This window comes from Roseovarius sp., from assembly GCF_018066915.1.
Classification (GTDB): Bacteria; Pseudomonadota; Alphaproteobacteria; order Rhodobacterales; family Rhodobacteraceae; genus Roseovarius.
The window spans coordinates 1-15,591 of record NZ_JAGPVV010000182.1; the positions used below are offsets into that span (position 1 = coordinate 1).

Annotated in this window: 18 protein-coding genes; 11 read left to right on the forward strand and 7 right to left on the reverse strand. The window is 62.2% G+C overall.

Annotated features, from left to right (window positions below):
- Window positions 1-46: 46 nt before the first annotated feature.
- Genes KBT70_RS09890 through KBT70_RS09900 form a run of 3 tightly spaced genes read left to right on the forward strand, consistent with a single transcriptional unit; the run spans window position 47 to window position 1,939 of the window.
- Window positions 47-583 (forward strand): c-type cytochrome, methanol metabolism-related, encoded by a 537-nt coding sequence (locus tag KBT70_RS09890; protein WP_296632148.1) that lies wholly within the window; start codon window positions 47-49, stop codon window positions 581-583.
- Window positions 567-1,394 (forward strand): substrate-binding domain-containing protein, encoded by an 828-nt coding sequence (locus tag KBT70_RS09895; RefSeq protein ID WP_296632203.1) that lies wholly within the window; start codon window positions 567-569, stop codon window positions 1,392-1,394. The genes KBT70_RS09890 and KBT70_RS09895 overlap by 17 nt, the downstream gene beginning before the upstream one ends.
- Window positions 1,391-1,939 (forward strand): PQQ-dependent catabolism-associated CXXCW motif protein, encoded by a 549-nt coding sequence (locus KBT70_RS09900; protein ID WP_296632151.1) that lies wholly within the window; start codon window positions 1,391-1,393, stop codon window positions 1,937-1,939. The genes KBT70_RS09895 and KBT70_RS09900 overlap by 4 nt, the downstream gene beginning before the upstream one ends.
- A gap of 54 nt (window positions 1,940-1,993) precedes the next feature.
- On the opposite strand, the gene KBT70_RS09905 is transcribed toward KBT70_RS09900, so the two are convergent.
- The 7 genes from KBT70_RS09905 to KBT70_RS09935 all read right to left on the reverse strand — a co-directional run bounded on the left by KBT70_RS09905 (window position 1,994) and on the right by KBT70_RS09935 (window position 6,969).
- Window positions 1,994-2,809, reverse strand: coding sequence for a quinoprotein dehydrogenase-associated SoxYZ-like carrier (locus tag KBT70_RS09905; RefSeq protein ID WP_296632153.1), 816 nt, complete (start codon window positions 2,807-2,809; stop codon window positions 1,994-1,996).
- 1 nt (window position 2,810) lies between these two features.
- On the reverse strand, window positions 2,811-3,329 hold the full coding sequence (locus KBT70_RS09910) for a DUF3280 domain-containing protein (protein WP_296632156.1): 519 nt from the start codon (window positions 3,327-3,329) through the stop codon (window positions 2,811-2,813).
- 64 nt (window positions 3,330-3,393) lie between these two features.
- A complete protein-coding gene (locus KBT70_RS09915; protein WP_296632159.1) occupies window positions 3,394-4,578 on the reverse strand; it encodes an amino acid aminotransferase in 1,185 nt (394 codons plus the stop codon).
- Window positions 4,578-5,429 (reverse strand): 3-mercaptopyruvate sulfurtransferase, encoded by an 852-nt coding sequence (sseA, locus tag KBT70_RS09920; RefSeq protein ID WP_296632162.1) that lies wholly within the window; start codon window positions 5,427-5,429, stop codon window positions 4,578-4,580. Before sseA ends, KBT70_RS09915 begins: the two co-directional genes overlap by 1 nt.
- 80 nt (window positions 5,430-5,509) lie before the next feature.
- A complete protein-coding gene (locus tag KBT70_RS09925; protein WP_296632165.1) occupies window positions 5,510-5,770 on the reverse strand; it encodes an SsrA-binding protein in 261 nt (86 codons plus the stop codon).
- Window positions 5,771-5,788: 18 nt separating this feature from the next.
- Window positions 5,789-6,265 (reverse strand): SsrA-binding protein SmpB, encoded by a 477-nt coding sequence (gene smpB, locus KBT70_RS09930; protein ID WP_296632168.1) that lies wholly within the window; start codon window positions 6,263-6,265, stop codon window positions 5,789-5,791.
- 47 nt (window positions 6,266-6,312) lie between these two features.
- Entirely contained in the window at window positions 6,313-6,969 is a 657-nt protein-coding gene (locus KBT70_RS09935; protein ID WP_296632172.1) for a GntR family transcriptional regulator, read from the reverse strand.
- Window positions 6,970-7,106: 137 nt separating this feature from the next.
- Between KBT70_RS09935 and dctP the strand changes: the two genes are divergently transcribed.
- From dctP to KBT70_RS09975, 8 genes are all read left to right on the forward strand, one after another.
- On the forward strand, window positions 7,107-8,093 hold the full coding sequence (gene dctP, locus KBT70_RS09940) for a TRAP transporter substrate-binding protein DctP (RefSeq protein ID WP_296632174.1): 987 nt from the start codon (window positions 7,107-7,109) through the stop codon (window positions 8,091-8,093).
- Between the two features lie 72 nt (window positions 8,094-8,165).
- A complete protein-coding gene (locus tag KBT70_RS09945; protein ID WP_296632181.1) occupies window positions 8,166-8,714 on the forward strand; it encodes a TRAP transporter small permease in 549 nt (182 codons plus the stop codon).
- Window positions 8,714-10,030, forward strand: a complete 1,317-nt coding sequence (locus tag KBT70_RS09950) for a TRAP transporter large permease (protein WP_296632186.1) — start codon at window positions 8,714-8,716, stop codon at window positions 10,028-10,030. Before KBT70_RS09945 ends, KBT70_RS09950 begins: the two co-directional genes overlap by 1 nt.
- Window positions 10,027-11,271, forward strand: a complete 1,245-nt coding sequence (locus KBT70_RS09955) for a malonyl-CoA decarboxylase (RefSeq protein WP_296632189.1) — start codon at window positions 10,027-10,029, stop codon at window positions 11,269-11,271. Before KBT70_RS09950 ends, KBT70_RS09955 begins: the two co-directional genes overlap by 4 nt.
- A 12-nt stretch (window positions 11,272-11,283) precedes the next feature.
- Window positions 11,284-12,801, forward strand: coding sequence for a malonyl-CoA synthase (locus tag KBT70_RS09960; protein ID WP_296632192.1), 1,518 nt, complete (start codon window positions 11,284-11,286; stop codon window positions 12,799-12,801).
- Window positions 12,802-13,047: 246 nt separating this feature from the next.
- Window positions 13,048-14,229 carry an ABC transporter substrate-binding protein gene (locus tag KBT70_RS09965; RefSeq protein WP_296632195.1) on the forward strand — a complete coding sequence of 394 codons (1,182 nt, stop codon included), beginning with the start codon at window positions 13,048-13,050 and terminating at the stop codon, window positions 14,227-14,229.
- A gap of 11 nt (window positions 14,230-14,240) precedes the next feature.
- The gene (locus KBT70_RS09970) at window positions 14,241-15,206 is read left to right on the forward strand and encodes a YVTN family beta-propeller repeat protein (protein ID WP_296632198.1); all 966 of its coding nucleotides are present in this window, start codon (window positions 14,241-14,243) and stop codon (window positions 15,204-15,206) included.
- Between the two features lie 26 nt (window positions 15,207-15,232).
- Window positions 15,233-15,591 (forward strand): hypothetical protein (locus tag KBT70_RS09975; RefSeq protein WP_296632200.1); only part of this gene is annotated, 359 nt, incomplete at its 3' end.

Consider the following 15,591-nt stretch of genomic DNA (forward strand, 5'->3'; position numbering starts at 1 on the left):
CTGATGTGCCGCGCCGCCGCACCTGAGAATACAAAAGGAGTTCCGAATGTTGACGTCCCGTCGCCTCTTGCCCGCCGGTCTGGCCGCATGTCTGGCGCTTGTTGCGCTACCGGTCCTTGGCGAGGAGGCCCCGTCGCCCGATGATCCCAAGTTTGCTGCCGCCTACGAACAGGATGGCCGCTATTTCACCGCCGATGACATTCCCACCTTCAACGTGGCCGAGGATGGCACGGTGGATTGGCGGACATTCTCGGGTTTCCGGCGCTATCACGCGGAATGCCATGTCTGTCACGGTCCGGATGGCGAAGGCTCGACCTATGCGCCGGCGCTCAAGAATTCGGCTGTGAAGATGGATTACTACGACTTTTACGGCGTCGTGGCCGAGGGGCGACAAAAGGTGAATGCGTCGGAAAATTCGGTGATGCCGTCCTTTGGCACCAATCCGAATGTGATGTGCTATCTCGACGACATCTATGTCTATCTCAAGGCGCGCGGTCTGGGCGTGGTCGAGCGTGGCCGCCCGGCCAAGAAGGAGGCGAAATCCGATGCCATTCAAGCGGATGAAGATGCCTGCATGGGCTAAGGCGCTTGGCCTCGCTGTCGCGCTCTTGCCCGGAGTGGCGGGGGCGCAGATGGCAGAGCTTGTGTCTCAGACGGCGTTTCGGGTCTGTGCCGATCCAGCCAATGATCCGATGTCGACCGAGGCGGGAACCGGGTTCGAGAACAAAATCGCCGATTTGCTGGCTGCTGCGTTGGAGCGGCCTGTCGAATATAGCTGGTTTCCGATGGCCACGGGTTTCGTGCGCCGGACCTTGGGCGAAAAGCGGTGTGATGTGATCATCGGCTTTGCGCAGGGGCATGAGCTTGTGCAGAACACCAATCACTACATGGTTTCGGCCTATACGCTCATCCTGCCGCAGACGGGGGAATTGTCGGATGTGGTGACGCTCGCCGATCCGCGTCTCAAGGGCAAGGTGGTGGGCATCATCGCGGGCAGTCCGCCGGGCACGCATATGGCGCGCAACGGGCTGATGGCCAAGGCGCGGGCCTATCCTCTGTTCGTGGACCGCAGGGTGCAATCGCCCGCGCAGGATATGTTGCGGGATCTCGAGGCCGGAGAGATTGACGCTGCTGTGCTCTGGGGGCCAATCGGTGGCCCTCTGGTCAAGCGCGAGCATCCCGGTTTGAAGGTTGTTCCCCTTATGCAGGAGTCAGGCGCGCCCAAGATGTTTTACCGGATCACCATGGGTGTGCGTCTGGGCGAGGATCAGTGGAAGCGAGAACTGAATTCGCTCATTCGGCGCAATCAGGCGGGGATTGACGCGATCCTCGTCGAGGCCGGTGTGCCGCTGCTCAACGACATGGGCACAGAGGCCAAGGTGCTCTCGCAATGATCCGGGCTGGTCTGGCCGCGCTGATGCTGCTGGCCGGACCGGTGGTGGCGCAGGGGGTGGCGGAGCCAGAGGGCTATCGCGGTCAACCCTACCGCGCGCCGGTGCCCGAGACATTGGCAGGGGCGGTTGTGGTCGATGCCAAGGCTGCGCATGTGCTCTGGCAGAGGGGAGAGGTGGCGTTCGTCGATGTGCTGCCGCGCGCGCCCAAGCCTGCGAACCTGCCTGCGGGCACGATCTGGCGCGACAAGCCGCGCCTGTCCATTCCGGGCGCTGTCTGGTTGCCCAACACCGGATATGAGCGGATTGCACCCGAAACGGAGGCCTATCTGCGCGAGGGTCTGGCAGAAATGACAGGGGGCGATCCAGGCCATCCGGTGCTCTTCTTCTGCCTAGAGGACTGCTGGATGTCGTGGAACGCAGCCAAGCGCGCGCTGGAGATGGGATATTCCGAGGTTTACTGGTTTCCCGAGGGCACCGATGGCTGGGGTGTCGAAGGCTATCCGCTGGAGCGGGTCGAGGCGAGACCGGGGGAGCCGGGGACGTAGGGAGGCGCTACGCGCCTCGGTCCGCGCGGGCTACGGTCGTGAAGCGCCCTCTTCTCAATACGCCGCCAAGCTGGTGCGCGCCTGTGTTTCGGTCCCGTCCGTATCGCGCAATCTGACCTCTGCCGCCGTAGTGCCACCGGGGATGGACACGCGCAGGCGTGGGTTTTCTGACAGGGAAATGCTGCCGGTCATGGTGAGATAGGGCGCACTGTCGAGCGTGATCGCCACTTCCTCGACCACGCGCAGGGGCGTGTAGAGCAGGCTGATCTGATCCATCGCCAGACCCGAATGGCTGGGGTGGCTGATATCCACATCGAGCGCGTGAACCTTGCCCGAGAGCGTGGCAAGGCGGGTGTTCACGCTCTTGCTGGGGGCGGTGAGGTCAGGCAGAAAGGCCAGCTCCATTTCGCCCAAGGTGGCCAGCGCCGCGATGGGATCGGTGCCCGGAGGGGCGGCGCAGGCCCCTTGGCCAGAGGTTTTGAGGAATGCCTCGGCCATGTGCCGCTCGCCGGTGTCGGTGAGCGCCACGAGATGCAGCGGCGTTTGCCCGTTGAGGCGGGTGGTGAGACTGAAGGCGAATTCGGCCTGTGGCGCGGCAAGATGGAATTCGGCGGCCACGGGGGCGGGGTTTTCGTCGATCACAAGCGTCACGGCGGTGATGCGCTGCCCCGGTGGAGCGATCACATGCCCGCCCAACACCGTGCGCGCATCATCAGTGGCGCGGTAGGGCACATCAAGCGTGACATGCGCGCTTTGGGCAATGAGGGACGCGTCGCCGTAAAGGGCGGATTGAATGTCGGGCCAGGCTGATTGCGCCAGTGCGGGACCAGAGAGCAGCAGCGCCGCAAGGGCCGGGGTCAGATGTTTCATGTCATCCCTCCGCAAAGATATGGGTCTTGAAGATATAGCGCATGCCGCGCAGCCAGGAATCATCGGTGTTGGAGCGGATATCGACCGCGCGGGCGCGCACCACCTCGCCGCTGGGCACGGCGCGCAGCACAAGGTTCATCGACAGGATCAGGTTCGAGACCTTTTGCACCTCACCCACCAGCACGTAATCGGCATCGAGCCGCGCGGCGAGACGGGTCTCGCAGCCGTAGCAATCGGCGGGATTGGTCACGGCGGCCAGATCGGTGGAAATCGGGGCGAGATCGACGATGGCAAACCCATCCTCGGCAAAGCGGGTCTGGACATAGTCCTGCACCAGCGCCAGACGCGCGGTTTCATCGGCGCGCACAGGGTTATAGGCACCCTCGGTCGAGGTGTCGATGAAGGTGATCCCGAGAAAGGCCACGCTGGCCCCGTCGCGCAACGGCACAAGCCCCTGCGCCGTGGCGGCAGAGGCCGACAGAAACCCGGCCAGAAGCCAGAAGAAATGCGCCCGTTTCATGCGGCGATGGTATGCCGCGTCAGGGCGGGGCGCTATGCGACTTTGGGTGGAGAGTGTGGGCGCCTTATACGCCCACCTCGATCATTGCTTTGGCCAATATCGGAACGGTTTTTGCGTTGAGCCCTGCAATGTTGATGCGGCTGTCGCCGATCATGTAGATCCCATGGTCGGCGCGCAGGCGCTCGACCTGTTCAGGGGTGGCCCCAAGCCGCGAGAACATGCCGCGATGCTGGGCGATAAAGCCAAAGCGGTCCGAGCCGGAAATTCGCTGCAACTCTGCCGCGAGGGATTCGCGCAGCTTGAGCATGCCAAGGCGCACTTCCTCAAGCTCTGACTGCCAGTCGGCGCGCAGGGCGGGATCGGTCAGAACCATCGTCACCAATCGCGCACCGTGATCGGGCGGAAAGGAATAGTTCTGGCGGTTGAGATAGGCGAGGTTGCCTTGGGTGACTTTCTGCAAGGCGCGGTCCTGCGCCACGGCCATGAGGATGCCAGTGCGTTCGCGGTAGATACCGAAGTTCTTGGAGCAACTGGCCGCAATCAGCATCTCGGGGCAGTTTTCCGCCACGAACCGCACGGCGGCGGCATCCGCCTCGAGTCCGTCGCCAAAGCCCTGATAGGCGATGTCGATCATCGGCAGAGCGCCACGCGCATTGAGCAGGTCCACCACCGCGCGCCACTCGGTCATGTTGAGATTGGCACCGGTCGGGTTGTGGCAGCAGCCATGTAGCAGCACCACATCGCCCGCGCGCAGACCGTCCAGATCGGCCATCATGCCGGTGAAATCGACGCCCACGGTTTCAGGGTCGAAATAGCGATACATCACCACCTCGATGCCCATATGGGCAAGGATGCTCAGGTGGTTGGGCCATGTCGGATCCGAGACAAAGACGCGGGCACCAGGGGTGGCCATCTTGATCAGATCAAAGGCCTGACGCACCGCACCGGTGCCGCCCGGCGTGGCAATCGCCGAGACCTGATCGCGGGTCACGGCATCACCCAAGATGAGCAAAATCATCACATCGGCAAAGGCCGGATCGCCCGCTAGGCCGGTATAGGCCTTGGTGGTCTCAGTTTCCCAGAGCTGTTTTTCGGCGGCCTTGACCGCGCGCATGACCGGGGTCACGCCCTCGGGTGTTTTGTAGACGCCGACGCCAAGGTCGATCTTGGTCTCGCGCGGGTCCTCGCGGAACGCCTGACCGAGGGCCAGAATCTTGTCAGCGGGTTTTTCTTTCAGGGCGTCAAACATCAGGCTTCTCCAGTGGCGACAGGCAGGGTGGGGAACGCGCCCCATTCGGTCCAAGACCCGTCATAAAGCGCATGGTCGGTCTTGCCGATCCGCTCCAGCGCCAGATTGATGATGGCGGCGGTCACGCCAGAGCCGCAGGAGGTGATGACCGGCTTGGTCATATCCACCCCGGCGGCGGCGAAGACCGCGCGCAGGGCGTCGGGGTCTTTCATGGTCATGTCGGCGTTCAAGAGGTCGGTATAGGGCACGTTCTTGGAGCCGGGGATGTGGCCTGCGCGCAGACCGGTGCGAGGCTCGGGGGCCTCGCCGCGAAAACGGGCGGCAGAGCGGGCATCAAGGATTTCGTAATCGCCCAGCTTGGCGGCGGCGGCAACCTGAGTCACGTCCTTGACCATCTGGTTCTGGCGGCGCACGGTCATGTGGCGGTCGCGGATGATGGGCGGCATATCCTCGATGGCGCGGCCCTCGGCTTGCCATTTCGGGAAACCGCCATCGAGCACGGCGATATTGTCCTGACCCATCAGCCGGAAGAGCCACCAGACGCGGGCCGCCGAAAACATCCCCTTGGCGTCATAGACCACCACCTGATGCCCGTCGCCGACGCCCATGGCGCGGAGTTTGGACATGAATTTCTCGACCGGCGGGGCCATGTGCGGGAGTTCCGAGCGCGCATCGCTGATGTCGTCGATGTCAAAGAAGCGCGCGCCGGGGATATGCGCGGCCTCGTATTCCGCGCGCCCGCTGCGCCCCTCGGCGGCCATGAACATGGTGCCGTCGAGAATACGCAGGTCTGGATCCTTGAAATGGGCCGCCAACCAATCGGTGGAAACAAGCGTTTTCGGATCGTCCATGGCCATTTGCCCCCCGGTTCAAACGCTTTCTGCCTACAGTCTGAGGGGCAAAAGGGCAAGACCGTGCAGCGTGCCTGCGGTTATCGCCGCAAGAGGCGGGTGGCAGCGCCAAGCGCCCAGAGGGCTGCGGCACCGCAGAGGCCCGTCGCGGTGATGAGGCGGAGGATATAGGCGGCGTCGCCGCCCGTGGCCGGGGTGAGGCTGAGAAGGTATCCGGCAACGGCCCCTCCGACCGCGCCCACCGCCGCATGCAAGAGCCAGCCCATACGCGGCGAAAGCCAGAGGCCAGCGGCGATCATCGCCGCCGTGGCACCGGTCAGAAGAGCGATGATCAATTCCATCCGTCGCTCTCCCGTGGCCTAGCCATGATCCTTGAGCAGGCGCTGCTTTTGCCGGGCCCAATCGCGCTTGGCCTCGGTTTCGCGCTTGTCGTGGTTCTTTTTGCCCTTGGCGATGCCGATCTTGAGCTTGGCGATGCCGCGATGGTTGAAATAGAGCACGAGCGGCACCAGCGTCATGCCCTTGCGCTGAGTTTCACTCCAGAGGCGGGACATTTCCTTTTTCGAAACCAGCAGCTTGCGCCGCCGCTTTTCCTCGTGGCCAAAGGTCTTGGCCTGCTCGTAGGGGGCGATGTAGGAATTCACGAGCCAGAGTTCGCCATTTTCGACCATGGCGTAGCTCTCGGCGATATTGGCGCTGTTGACGCGAAGCGATTTCACCTCGGAGCCTTCGAGGATGATGCCACATTCGAGATCATCGTCGATGGCATAGTCATAGCGTGCGCGCCGGTTCTCGGCGATCACCTTGTAGTTCGGATTTTCCTTGTCCTTGGCCATTCCGCTTACCTAATGGCGCGCGCGGGCGCTGTCCAGCGGGGGCGATGTCATTCCGCGGCGCGGCGGAGGCTGGCCATCAAGAGGTGGAATTTCTCGCCTTGGATGGCGACATGGCCGCGCAGCACCTCTGCGGCACGCTCGGCCTCTCCGGCGCGTAGGGCGGTGACGACGGCCTCGTGTTCGGCCATGGATTGTGCCATCCGCCCGCGCAGGCGCAATTGCATCCGGCGAAACGGTTTCAGGCGGCGGTGGAGGCGCAGCGCCTCTTGCTCGAGAAAGCCGTTGCCCGCGTGACGATAGATCATGTGGTGAAAACGCTCGTTCTCGCGGTAGTAGCCATCGGCATCGTCCGCAGCGATCGCCTCGGTGCAGCGGGCGTTGGCGGTGTCGAGATCGGCGAGGGCTGATTCCGAGATGCGGTGCGCGGCAAGACGGCCACAGACGCCTTCGATCTCGGCCATGGTCTCGAACATCTCCATCAGTTCGACAAGGCCGGGTTGGCGGATGAATACGCCGCGGCGGGGGATTTGCACCGCCAGACCAGAGGCCACAAGCCGTTGCAATGCCTCACGAATCGGAGTGCGCGAGACATTGAATTGCCGGGCGAGGCGGATTTCGTCCAGCCGGTCGCCATCGCTGAAGTCGCCGGTAAAAACCAGCTCTTCCAACGTGTCGGCAATCATGTCTGCGCGGCGTATCTCCATAAAAAAATCCTAGCGAGGGCGGGGTTTGTGCGCAAGTGGGAAACTCTTGTATACAAAAATCTTGACTCTGAATTCAAAACACCAAACACTCCCCTACACGGTCCGGGCCACACGTTCGGGCAGAATGGGAGGAAGATATGAACAAGATGACTTTCACGGCGGCGGCTGCTGCCGGGATGATGCTGCTGAGCAGCGCCGCCCTTGCCACCGAACTGCGCCTGTCGCATCAGTGGTCGAACAACGACGTGCGTCACAAGGTGGCGCAGATCGTGGCCGATGAGGTGGCCGCCGCCGGTGTCGATCTCGACATCAAGATCTTTGGCTCGGAGTCGCTCTTCAAGGCGCGCGAACAGTATACGCCGCTGAGCCGGGGTCAGCTTGACATGACCGTGTTGCCGCTCAGCTATGCCGGGGGCCAGCAGCCGTCCTACAACCTCACGCTGATGCCCGGTCTGGTCAAGAACCACGACCACGCCGCGCGCCTCTCGGACAGCCCCTTCATGGAGGCGATCGAGGCCAAGATGGCCGAAGATGACGTGATGGTTCTGGTGCATGGCTATCTGGCCGGTGGCTTTGCCAGCACCGACAAATGCATCACCAAGCCCGAGGATGTGGCAGGCATGCAGACCCGCGCCGCAGGCAAGGCGTTTGAGCAGATGCTGGCGGGTGCCGGTGCCTCGATTGCGTCGATGGCCTCGTCCGAGATCTACAACGCGATGCAGACCGGCGTTCTGGATGCGGTCAACACCTCGTCCTCGTCGTTCGTGTCCTACCGCATCTATGAGCAGGTGAAATGCTACACGCCTGCAGGCGACGTGGCTCTGTGGTTCATGTATCAGCCGCTCTTGATGAACAAATCCACCTTTGATGGGCTGAGTGCGGAGCAGCAGGCGGCCTTGATGGCGGCGGCGGAAAAGGCCGAAGCCTTCTATCTGGACGAGGCCAAGAAAGAGGACGCCGCGTCGGTTCAGGTGTTCAAGGATGCGGGCGTCGAGATTGCCGCGATGACCGAAGAGGATTTCCAGGCTTGGCGCGCGCTGGCAGCAGAGACCTCTTACAAAGAGTTCGTGGCAAGCGTGCCGGATGGACAGGCGCTGCTTGATATGGCGTTCGCTGTCGAGTGATCGTCTCGGGCTGCCGCGCTGATATCGCGCGCGGCAGCCGCTCTCCTGCCCCCCCCTGACATGAGGTAGACCATGGCTGGCCATGCATCGGGTGCCGTTGCGCGCACCGGACAAAATCCTTTTCTGCGCGCGGTTGCGGCGCTCTCTACCCTGGCGGGGTGGATTTCGGCGGCGATGATCGTTGCCTCCGTCTTCATCACCTGCCAGATGATCTGGGTCCGGTTCGTGATGAACGGTACCACCGTCTGGCAGACAGAGGCGGTGATCTATCTGATGATTGCGGCCACGCTCTTGGGTCTGTCCTATGTGCAGCGCCTGCGCGGGCATGTGAACGTGGACCTCGTCCCGCTTGCGGTTCCGCGCCGGGCGCGCAAGGGGTTGGCGGTGGTGACGCTCACGCTCTCGATCGTGATTGTCGCGGTCATGCTCTGGTATGGCTATGAATTCTGGCACGTCGCCTGGGCGCGCGGTTGGACCTCGGATACGGTCTGGGCGATTGATCTGTGGATACCCTATCTCGCCATACCCGTGGGCCTTGGCCTCTTTCTCTTGCAACTGGTCGCCGATCTTGTGGCGCTGCTCTTGAACATTGATGCGCCCTTTGGGCTGGAGGACGTCTGATGGACCCGCTTTTGCTTGGCCTGATCGTTGCGATTGCAACCATCGTGGTGTTGTTTTCCGGGGTGTCGGTGGCCTTGGGCCTGCTGATCGTCTCGGGCGGGTTCCTGATCGTGTTCGACGGGATGCGGTCTCTCGAATTGCTGCCGGAAATCTTCTTTGGCAAGCTCAACAACTTTGCCCTTCTGTCGATCCCGATGTTCATCATCATGGGGGCCTCGATTGCCTCAACCCGTGCAGGCGCTGATCTTTATGAGGCGCTGGAGCGGTGGCTGACGCGCGTGCCCGGTGGGCTCGTGATCTCGAACCTTGGGGCTTGCGCGCTCTTTTCCGCGATGTCCGGATCGAGCCCCGCCACCTGCGCCGCGATTGGCAAGATGGGCATCCCCGAGATGCGCAAGCGGGGCTATCCTGATGCGGTGGCCGCTGGCTCTATTGCGGCGGGCGGGACGCTGGGTATTCTGATCCCGCCGTCGGTCACGATGATTGTCTACGGCATTGCAACGGAAACCTCGATTGGGCGGCTTTTTCTGGCCGGGGTTATTCCGGGGCTGATGCTGGTGGGTCTCTTTATGGCGTGGTCGCTCTATTCCACATGGCGGTCGGGGGATATGAACCTGCTGACTGGGCGCAGCTATAGCTGGCGCGAGCGGATCGAGATCCTGCCACGCGTGCTGCCGTTTCTCTTCATCATCCTTGGCGTGCTCTATGCCATGTATGGCGGGATCGCCACGCCGTCCGAGACGGCGGCGGTTGGCGCGCTCTTGTGCCTTGTGATTGCCATGGTGATTTACAAGCTCTGGTCGCCGCGCGCGCTCTGGGTCGTGCTGCGCGACAGCACCCGCGAGAGCGTGATGATCCTCTTCATCATCGCGGCGGCGGGGGTGTTCTCCTACATGCTGTCGTCGCTTTTCATCACCCAATCCATTGCCGAATGGATCGGCACGCTGGATGTGAACCGTTGGGTGCTGATGGGCGCGGTCAATGTGTTCCTTTTGGTCGCGGGGTTCTTTTTGCCGCCGGTGGCGGTGATCCTGATGGCGGCACCGATCCTGTTGCCGATCATCACGACGGCCGGGTTCGATCCGATCTGGTTCGCGGTCGTGCTGACGATCAACATGGAAATCGGGCTGATTTCGCCACCTGTGGGTCTGAACCTCTACGTCATCAATTCCATCGCGCCGGATATCAAGCTCAAGACCATCCTTGTCGGGTCCTTGCCTTATGTCGGCTGCATGGTTCTGGCGATTGTGCTGCTGTGCCTCTTTCCGGGGCTGGCAACCTGGCTGCCTGATCTGGTCATGGGGACGATGCGATGAGCGTGCTCGCCGATCTGCTGGCGACGGTATTCGAGCGGCGGTATCGCGGTGCATCCGAGCCGGACCACAAGAACCGGAGCATCGAGGATCTGTGTCGGACCCTGATGGGCAACTCTGGCGAAGTGTCGGGGATGGCGCTGGCGCGGCTGATCCTTGATCGCTACGCCGGGATGGCCGATACTGAAAAGCTGGCGTTCTTTCGGTTTCTGACCGAAGGCATGGGCGTCGATCCCGAGAGCGTGCGCAATGCGCTTGACTCGTTCGAGGCGGGGCCGGACCGCGACAGCTATCGCGCCTTCATGGCCGCATCCGAGCCGCCACGTCAGGAACTGGCGCGCCGCCTCAATCAGGTGCCGGGGGCCACGGCGCAGCTTGTGGCGATGCGGGCAGACCTCTTGCGTCTGGCGCGCGACAATCCGGGGCTGGCGGTGGTGGACCTTGATCTCAAGCATCTGTTCGCCTCTTGGTTCAATCGCGGCTTTCTGGTGCTGCGCCCGATCAACTGGTCCTCGCCTGCCGATGTGCTGGAAAAGATCATCGCCTATGAGGCGGTGCATGCGATTGACAGTTGGGATGACCTGCGCCGGCGTCTGGCCCCCAAGGACCGGCGCTGTTTCGGGTTCTTTCACCCGGCCATGCCTGACGAGCCGCTGATTTTCGTCGAAGTGGCGCTGAGCCGGGGTATTCCGGGGGCCATCCATGACGTTCTGTCCGAAGAGCGGGCTGTGATTGGCGCGCATGAGGCGGATACGGCGGTGTTCTACTCCATCTCCAACTGTCAGGCGGGGCTGGCGGGGATTTCCTTTGGCAATTCGCTGATCAAGCAGGTGGTGGCGGATCTGTCGCAGGAATTGCCGGGACTCAAGACCTTTGTCACGCTCTCGCCCATTCCGGGGCTGACGCGCTGGCTGAGCGAGAGCGGTGCCGCGCTGCCCGAAGAGCCGGAGGCCCGCCGCGCGGTCACGGCGCACTATCTGCTCAAGGCCAAGCGGGGCGACGGTGGCCCCTATGATCCAGTGGCGCGGTTCCACTTGGGCAACGGGGCCTCGGTGCATGCCATTCATGCCGGGGCGGACTTGTCGCCCAATGGGCAAAAACAATCGGGCGGGGTGATGGTGAATTACCTTTACGACCGCGCGCAGATTTCGCAGAACCATGAACGATTTGCCGGGGCGGGCGCGATCGCCGCCTCTGCCGAGGTGACGGCGCTGGCCGCCGCCGCCGCGAAAAAGACAGAGTGAAGGACAAGAGCCATGGCCAATCCCCTCTATGACAACCTGTTCGGTCGCCATGCCGGGCAAACCGAACCGTTCCTGCATTTGGCGGATGGCGCGGTGGTCAGCTACGATGCGTTCCTGCGTCTGACGGCGCGTTATGCGCATGCGCTGCGCGGTGCCGGACTGGCCCCCGGCGACCGTCTGGCGGCGCAGGTCGAGAAATCGCCCGAGGCGCTCGCGGTTTATGCGGCCTGTGTGCAGGCGGGCATTGTGTTTTTGCCGCTCAACACCGGCTATACCGGCGATGAGTTGGGGTATTTCGTGGGCGATAGCGGAGCCAAGGTTCTGCTGTGTGACGGGGCGAAAGAGGGCGCGTTGCAGGGGGTTGCGGATCGGGCTGGGGCCACTCTGATGACGCTCAACGCCAATGGCTCGGGCACATTGCCGGAGGCGGCCAAGGGACAGCCTGAGCATTTCGAGACTGCTGCGCGCGGGCCGGATGATCTGGCGGCGTTTCTCTATACCTCGGGCACGACTGGCCGCTCCAAGGGCGCAATGCTGACGCAACAGAACTTGCTGTCCAATGCCGAGGTGCTGGTGGACTATTGGCGGTTCAGTGCTGACGACGTGCTCTTGCACGCGCTGCCGATCTTTCACACCCACGGCCTCTTTGTGGCGACCAACATCATCCTCCTGGCAGGCGCGTCGATGATATTCCTGCCGAAATTCGACCAGGATCAGGTGATCGCGCAATTGCCGCGCGCCACATCCATGATGGGGGTGCCGACATTCTACACCCGCCTTCTGGATGATCCGCGTTTTACCCGTGATCTGGTGGCGCATATGCGGCTCTTTACCTCGGGTTCTGCGCCGCTTCTTGCTGAAACCCATGTGGCGTTTGAAGAGCGTACGGGCCATCGCATCCTAGAACGTTATGGCATGACCGAAACCAATATGAACACCTCGAACCCTTACGCAGGCGCGCGGCGGGCGGGCACGGTCGGCTTTCCGTTGCCGGGGGTGGAGCTGAAGATCACCGATCCGCAGACAGGGGCCGAGGTGCCGCAAGGCGAGATTGGCATCATCGAGGTGCGGGGGCCGAATGTCTTTGCGGGCTATTGGAACATGCCCGAGAAGACCGCCGAGGAATTGCGCGAGACCGGGTTTTTCATCACCGGCGATCTGGGGCTCATCGACGATCAAGGCTATGTGCAAATCGTCGGGCGCAACAAGGACCTGATCATTTCGGGGGGATATAACATCTACCCCAAGGAGATCGAATTGTTGCTGGATGAACAGCCCGGCGTGCTCGAAAGTGCTGTGGTAGGCGTGCCGCATCCCGATTTCGGCGAGACGGTGGTGGGGTTCCTTGTGCCGCAGAAGGGGGCGGTACTTGATATTGACGCGATTGCCGGGGCGGCAGCCAAGAGCCTTGCGCGGTTCAAGCATCCCCGCAAGCTGATCGTGCTGGACGAGTTGCCGCGCAACACGATGGGCAAGGTGCAGAAAAACATCCTGAGGGCAGAGTATGCCGGGCTCTTTGCCCCGGCGTGAGAGGGGCGGAATCGGAGAGATCAAGGCCCGGCGACCGATGGTGCCGGGCCTTTTCATCTCGGCCTGTGCGACCAAAGTATGATCCATATCAAGTATCTGAAATAATTACGTAATAATCCGTTTCATCTGCGGCTATCCGCGCGGTGGCGCATGGCAGGGCGAAAATGCCTTACAAACCCGTCGGTTTTGCTAGGATACCCGCATGGGGCGATCCCGCCACCGCCACGACCTTGACGGAGACCGCGCATGTTCCGCTTAGCCTTGCTCGTTCTTGCGGGCCTCATGACCCTCGCACAGCCCGCCCAAGCGCAAGAGGTCAAGGCCGTCGTGCTGCGGGTGGATTACCCGGCCCTGTTGCCTGTGTCGCGGCTTGATCTGCGGCCTGATGATCTGGGATTTGCCGGCGCGCAACTGGCGACCGAGGACAATCAGACCACGGGGCAATTCATGGGCCAGACCTATGTAACAGAGGTGGTGGCCGCCACGCCCGAGACTGCCTTGACCGAGTTCGAGCGGTTGCAAGGCGAAGGGCTGCGGTTCTTTGCGGTGCAGGCGCGGGCCGAAGAGTTGCTGACGATGTCAGAGGCGGCGGCACCGGATACGCTGATCTTCAACACTTTGGCACCGGATACCGCGTTGCGCAGCGCCGAGTGCCGGGGCAATATCCTGCATATCGCGCCCTCGCGGCAGATGCAGAGCGATGCAGTGGCGCAATTCCTGATCTGGAAGAAATGGCCGCGCTGGGCGCTCATTCACGGCTCCCACCCCGAGGATATTGCACTGGCCGAGGCCTACCGCGCCTCTGCCGCCAAGTTTGGCGCGCAGATCGTGGATGAGAAGGAATTCACCGACACAGGCGGCGCGCGGCGCACGGATAGTGGGCATGTGCAGGTGCAACGGCAATTGCCGACGTTCACGCAGGATTTGGACGAGCATGACGTCATCATCGCCGCCGATGAAACCGATGTTTTCGCGACCTATCTGCCGTTTCACACATGGCGGCCCTCTCCTATCGTTGGATCAGCGGGGCTGCGGCCCTTGGCCTGGCATCCGGCGCTCGAGGCTTGGGGCGGCACGCAGTTTCAGCATCGGTTCGAGGAATTGACCGGCCGCTATATGCGCCCCGAGGATTATACCGCCTGGCTCGCGCTGCGGGTGCTGGGCGAGGCTGTGACGCGCACCAAGAGCGCCGATCCCGCCGAAATCCGCGCTTATGCGCTGAGCGACAAGTTTGAATTGGCGGCGTTCAAGGGCCAAAAGCTGACCTTTCGGGCGTGGAACGGCCAGATGCGGCAGCCGATCCTGCTGGCCGATGGACGGATCACGCTGAGCGTGTCGCCGCAAGAAGGGTTCCTGCACCAACGCTCGCTCTTGGATACGCTGGGGCTTGATCAGCCCGAGAGCGCCTGCACCGCCTTTGACCAATAGGAGATTACCCGATGACCCGCTTAGCCCTTGCGACCGCCATTGTGGCCTTGATGACCAGCCCGGCGCTGGCAGGCAAGGTGTTTGTCAGCAATGAACGTGGCAATACGATCACCGTTGTGGATAGCGAGACATGGGAGGTGATCACAGAATTCCCCGCCGGAAACCGCCCGCGCGGCATCACCGCGAGCCCGGATGGCAAGCATCTCTATGTCTGTGCGTCGGATGACAATGTGGTGCGGGTGTTCGATACCGCGACCTATCAGGAATTGCACACGCTGCCCTCGGGGCCGGACCCGGAATTGTTCGTGCTGCATCCCTCGGGCAATCCGCTCTTTATCGCCAATGAGGATGACAATCTGGTCACCGTGACGGATGTGAACACGCACACAATTCTCGCCGAAGTGCCCGTGGGCGTAGAGCCGGAGGGCATGGGGATTTCGCCGGATGGTAAATATGTGGTCAACACGTCAGAGACCACCAATATGGCGCATTTCATCGACACCACGAGTTATGAGATCGTGCAGAATACGCTGGTCGATCAGCGCCCGCGCTTCGCGCAGTATACGGCGGATGGCAAATATCTGTTCGTCAGTGCCGAGATTGGCGGCACGGTCAGCGTGATCAACCCGGATGGCGGCGAGATCGTCCACAAGGTGACGTTCGAGGTGCCCGGCATCGCGCCGGAACTGTTGCAGCCGGTGGGCGTGCGCGTCACCTCGGATGGCAAGAAGATGTTTGTGGCGCTAGGGCCGTCGAACCGGGTGGCGCTGGTGAATGGCGAGACCTTCGAGGTGGAAAAATACCTGCTGGTGGGACAGCGCGTCTGGCAACTGGCCTTCGATGCCGAGGAGAAATACCTCTACACCACCAACGGCAATTCCAACGATATTTCGATCATTGATGTCGAGGCCGAAGAGGTCGTGAAATCGGTGCAGGTGGGGCAGCAGCCCTGGGGCGTCGTGGTCGTATCTGATTGATCCAACAGGGAAGAGGGAAAAAACTTATGAAACATATACTGACCGCCGCTGCCTTTGCGATGCTGGCTGCCCCCGCTCATGCCGCACCACTCTGCGACGATCTGGGTTTTGCCGGTCTCTTGGCGAAATGCAACCGTGGGGATGAGATTGCGGTCACGCTGGCCTCGGGCAAACCCTTGGGCGAGGGGCCGATCACGCTGCAATCGGGGGCCTATTACGAGATGGAGATCACCGCCGATGGCAGCGCCGAACTGGCGCTGACGGGGCCGGAATTCTTTCGCGCGATCTGGATGGACGAGATCGTGATCAACGACATCGAAATCAGGCCAATGGCGATCGACAGTCTGGAATTTGACGATGCGGGCACGGCGGAGTTTTCCTTTAT

What these genes read in the sequence shown, in the direction of transcription:
- KBT70_RS09890 (WP_296632148.1), top strand. Translation starts at nt 47, where the DNA reads ATGTTGACGTCCCGTCGCCTCTTGCCCGCCGGTCTGGCCGCATGTCTG.
- KBT70_RS09895 (WP_296632203.1), top strand. Translation starts at nt 567, where the DNA reads ATGCCTGCATGGGCTAAGGCGCTTGGCCTCGCTGTCGCGCTCTTGCCC.
- KBT70_RS09900 (WP_296632151.1), top strand. Translation starts at nt 1,391, where the DNA reads ATGATCCGGGCTGGTCTGGCCGCGCTGATGCTGCTGGCCGGACCGGTG.
- KBT70_RS09905 (WP_296632153.1), bottom strand. Translation starts at nt 2,809, where the DNA reads ATGAAACATCTGACCCCGGCCCTTGCGGCGCTGCTGCTCTCTGGTCCC.
- KBT70_RS09910 (WP_296632156.1), bottom strand. Translation starts at nt 3,329, where the DNA reads ATGAAACGGGCGCATTTCTTCTGGCTTCTGGCCGGGTTTCTGTCGGCC.
- KBT70_RS09915 (WP_296632159.1), bottom strand. Translation starts at nt 4,578, where the DNA reads ATGTTTGACGCCCTGAAAGAAAAACCCGCTGACAAGATTCTGGCCCTC.
- sseA (WP_296632162.1), bottom strand. Translation starts at nt 5,429, where the DNA reads ATGGACGATCCGAAAACGCTTGTTTCCACCGATTGGTTGGCGGCCCAT.
- KBT70_RS09925 (WP_296632165.1), bottom strand. Translation starts at nt 5,770, where the DNA reads ATGGAATTGATCATCGCTCTTCTGACCGGTGCCACGGCGGCGATGATC.
- smpB (WP_296632168.1), bottom strand. Translation starts at nt 6,265, where the DNA reads ATGGCCAAGGACAAGGAAAATCCGAACTACAAGGTGATCGCCGAGAAC.
- KBT70_RS09935 (WP_296632172.1), bottom strand. Translation starts at nt 6,969, where the DNA reads ATGGAGATACGCCGCGCAGACATGATTGCCGACACGTTGGAAGAGCTG.
- dctP (WP_296632174.1), top strand. Translation starts at nt 7,107, where the DNA reads ATGAACAAGATGACTTTCACGGCGGCGGCTGCTGCCGGGATGATGCTG.
- KBT70_RS09945 (WP_296632181.1), top strand. Translation starts at nt 8,166, where the DNA reads ATGGCTGGCCATGCATCGGGTGCCGTTGCGCGCACCGGACAAAATCCT.
- KBT70_RS09950 (WP_296632186.1), top strand. Translation starts at nt 8,714, where the DNA reads ATGGACCCGCTTTTGCTTGGCCTGATCGTTGCGATTGCAACCATCGTG.
- KBT70_RS09955 (WP_296632189.1), top strand. Translation starts at nt 10,027, where the DNA reads ATGAGCGTGCTCGCCGATCTGCTGGCGACGGTATTCGAGCGGCGGTAT.
- KBT70_RS09960 (WP_296632192.1), top strand. Translation starts at nt 11,284, where the DNA reads ATGGCCAATCCCCTCTATGACAACCTGTTCGGTCGCCATGCCGGGCAA.
- KBT70_RS09965 (WP_296632195.1), top strand. Translation starts at nt 13,048, where the DNA reads ATGTTCCGCTTAGCCTTGCTCGTTCTTGCGGGCCTCATGACCCTCGCA.
- KBT70_RS09970 (WP_296632198.1), top strand. Translation starts at nt 14,241, where the DNA reads ATGACCCGCTTAGCCCTTGCGACCGCCATTGTGGCCTTGATGACCAGC.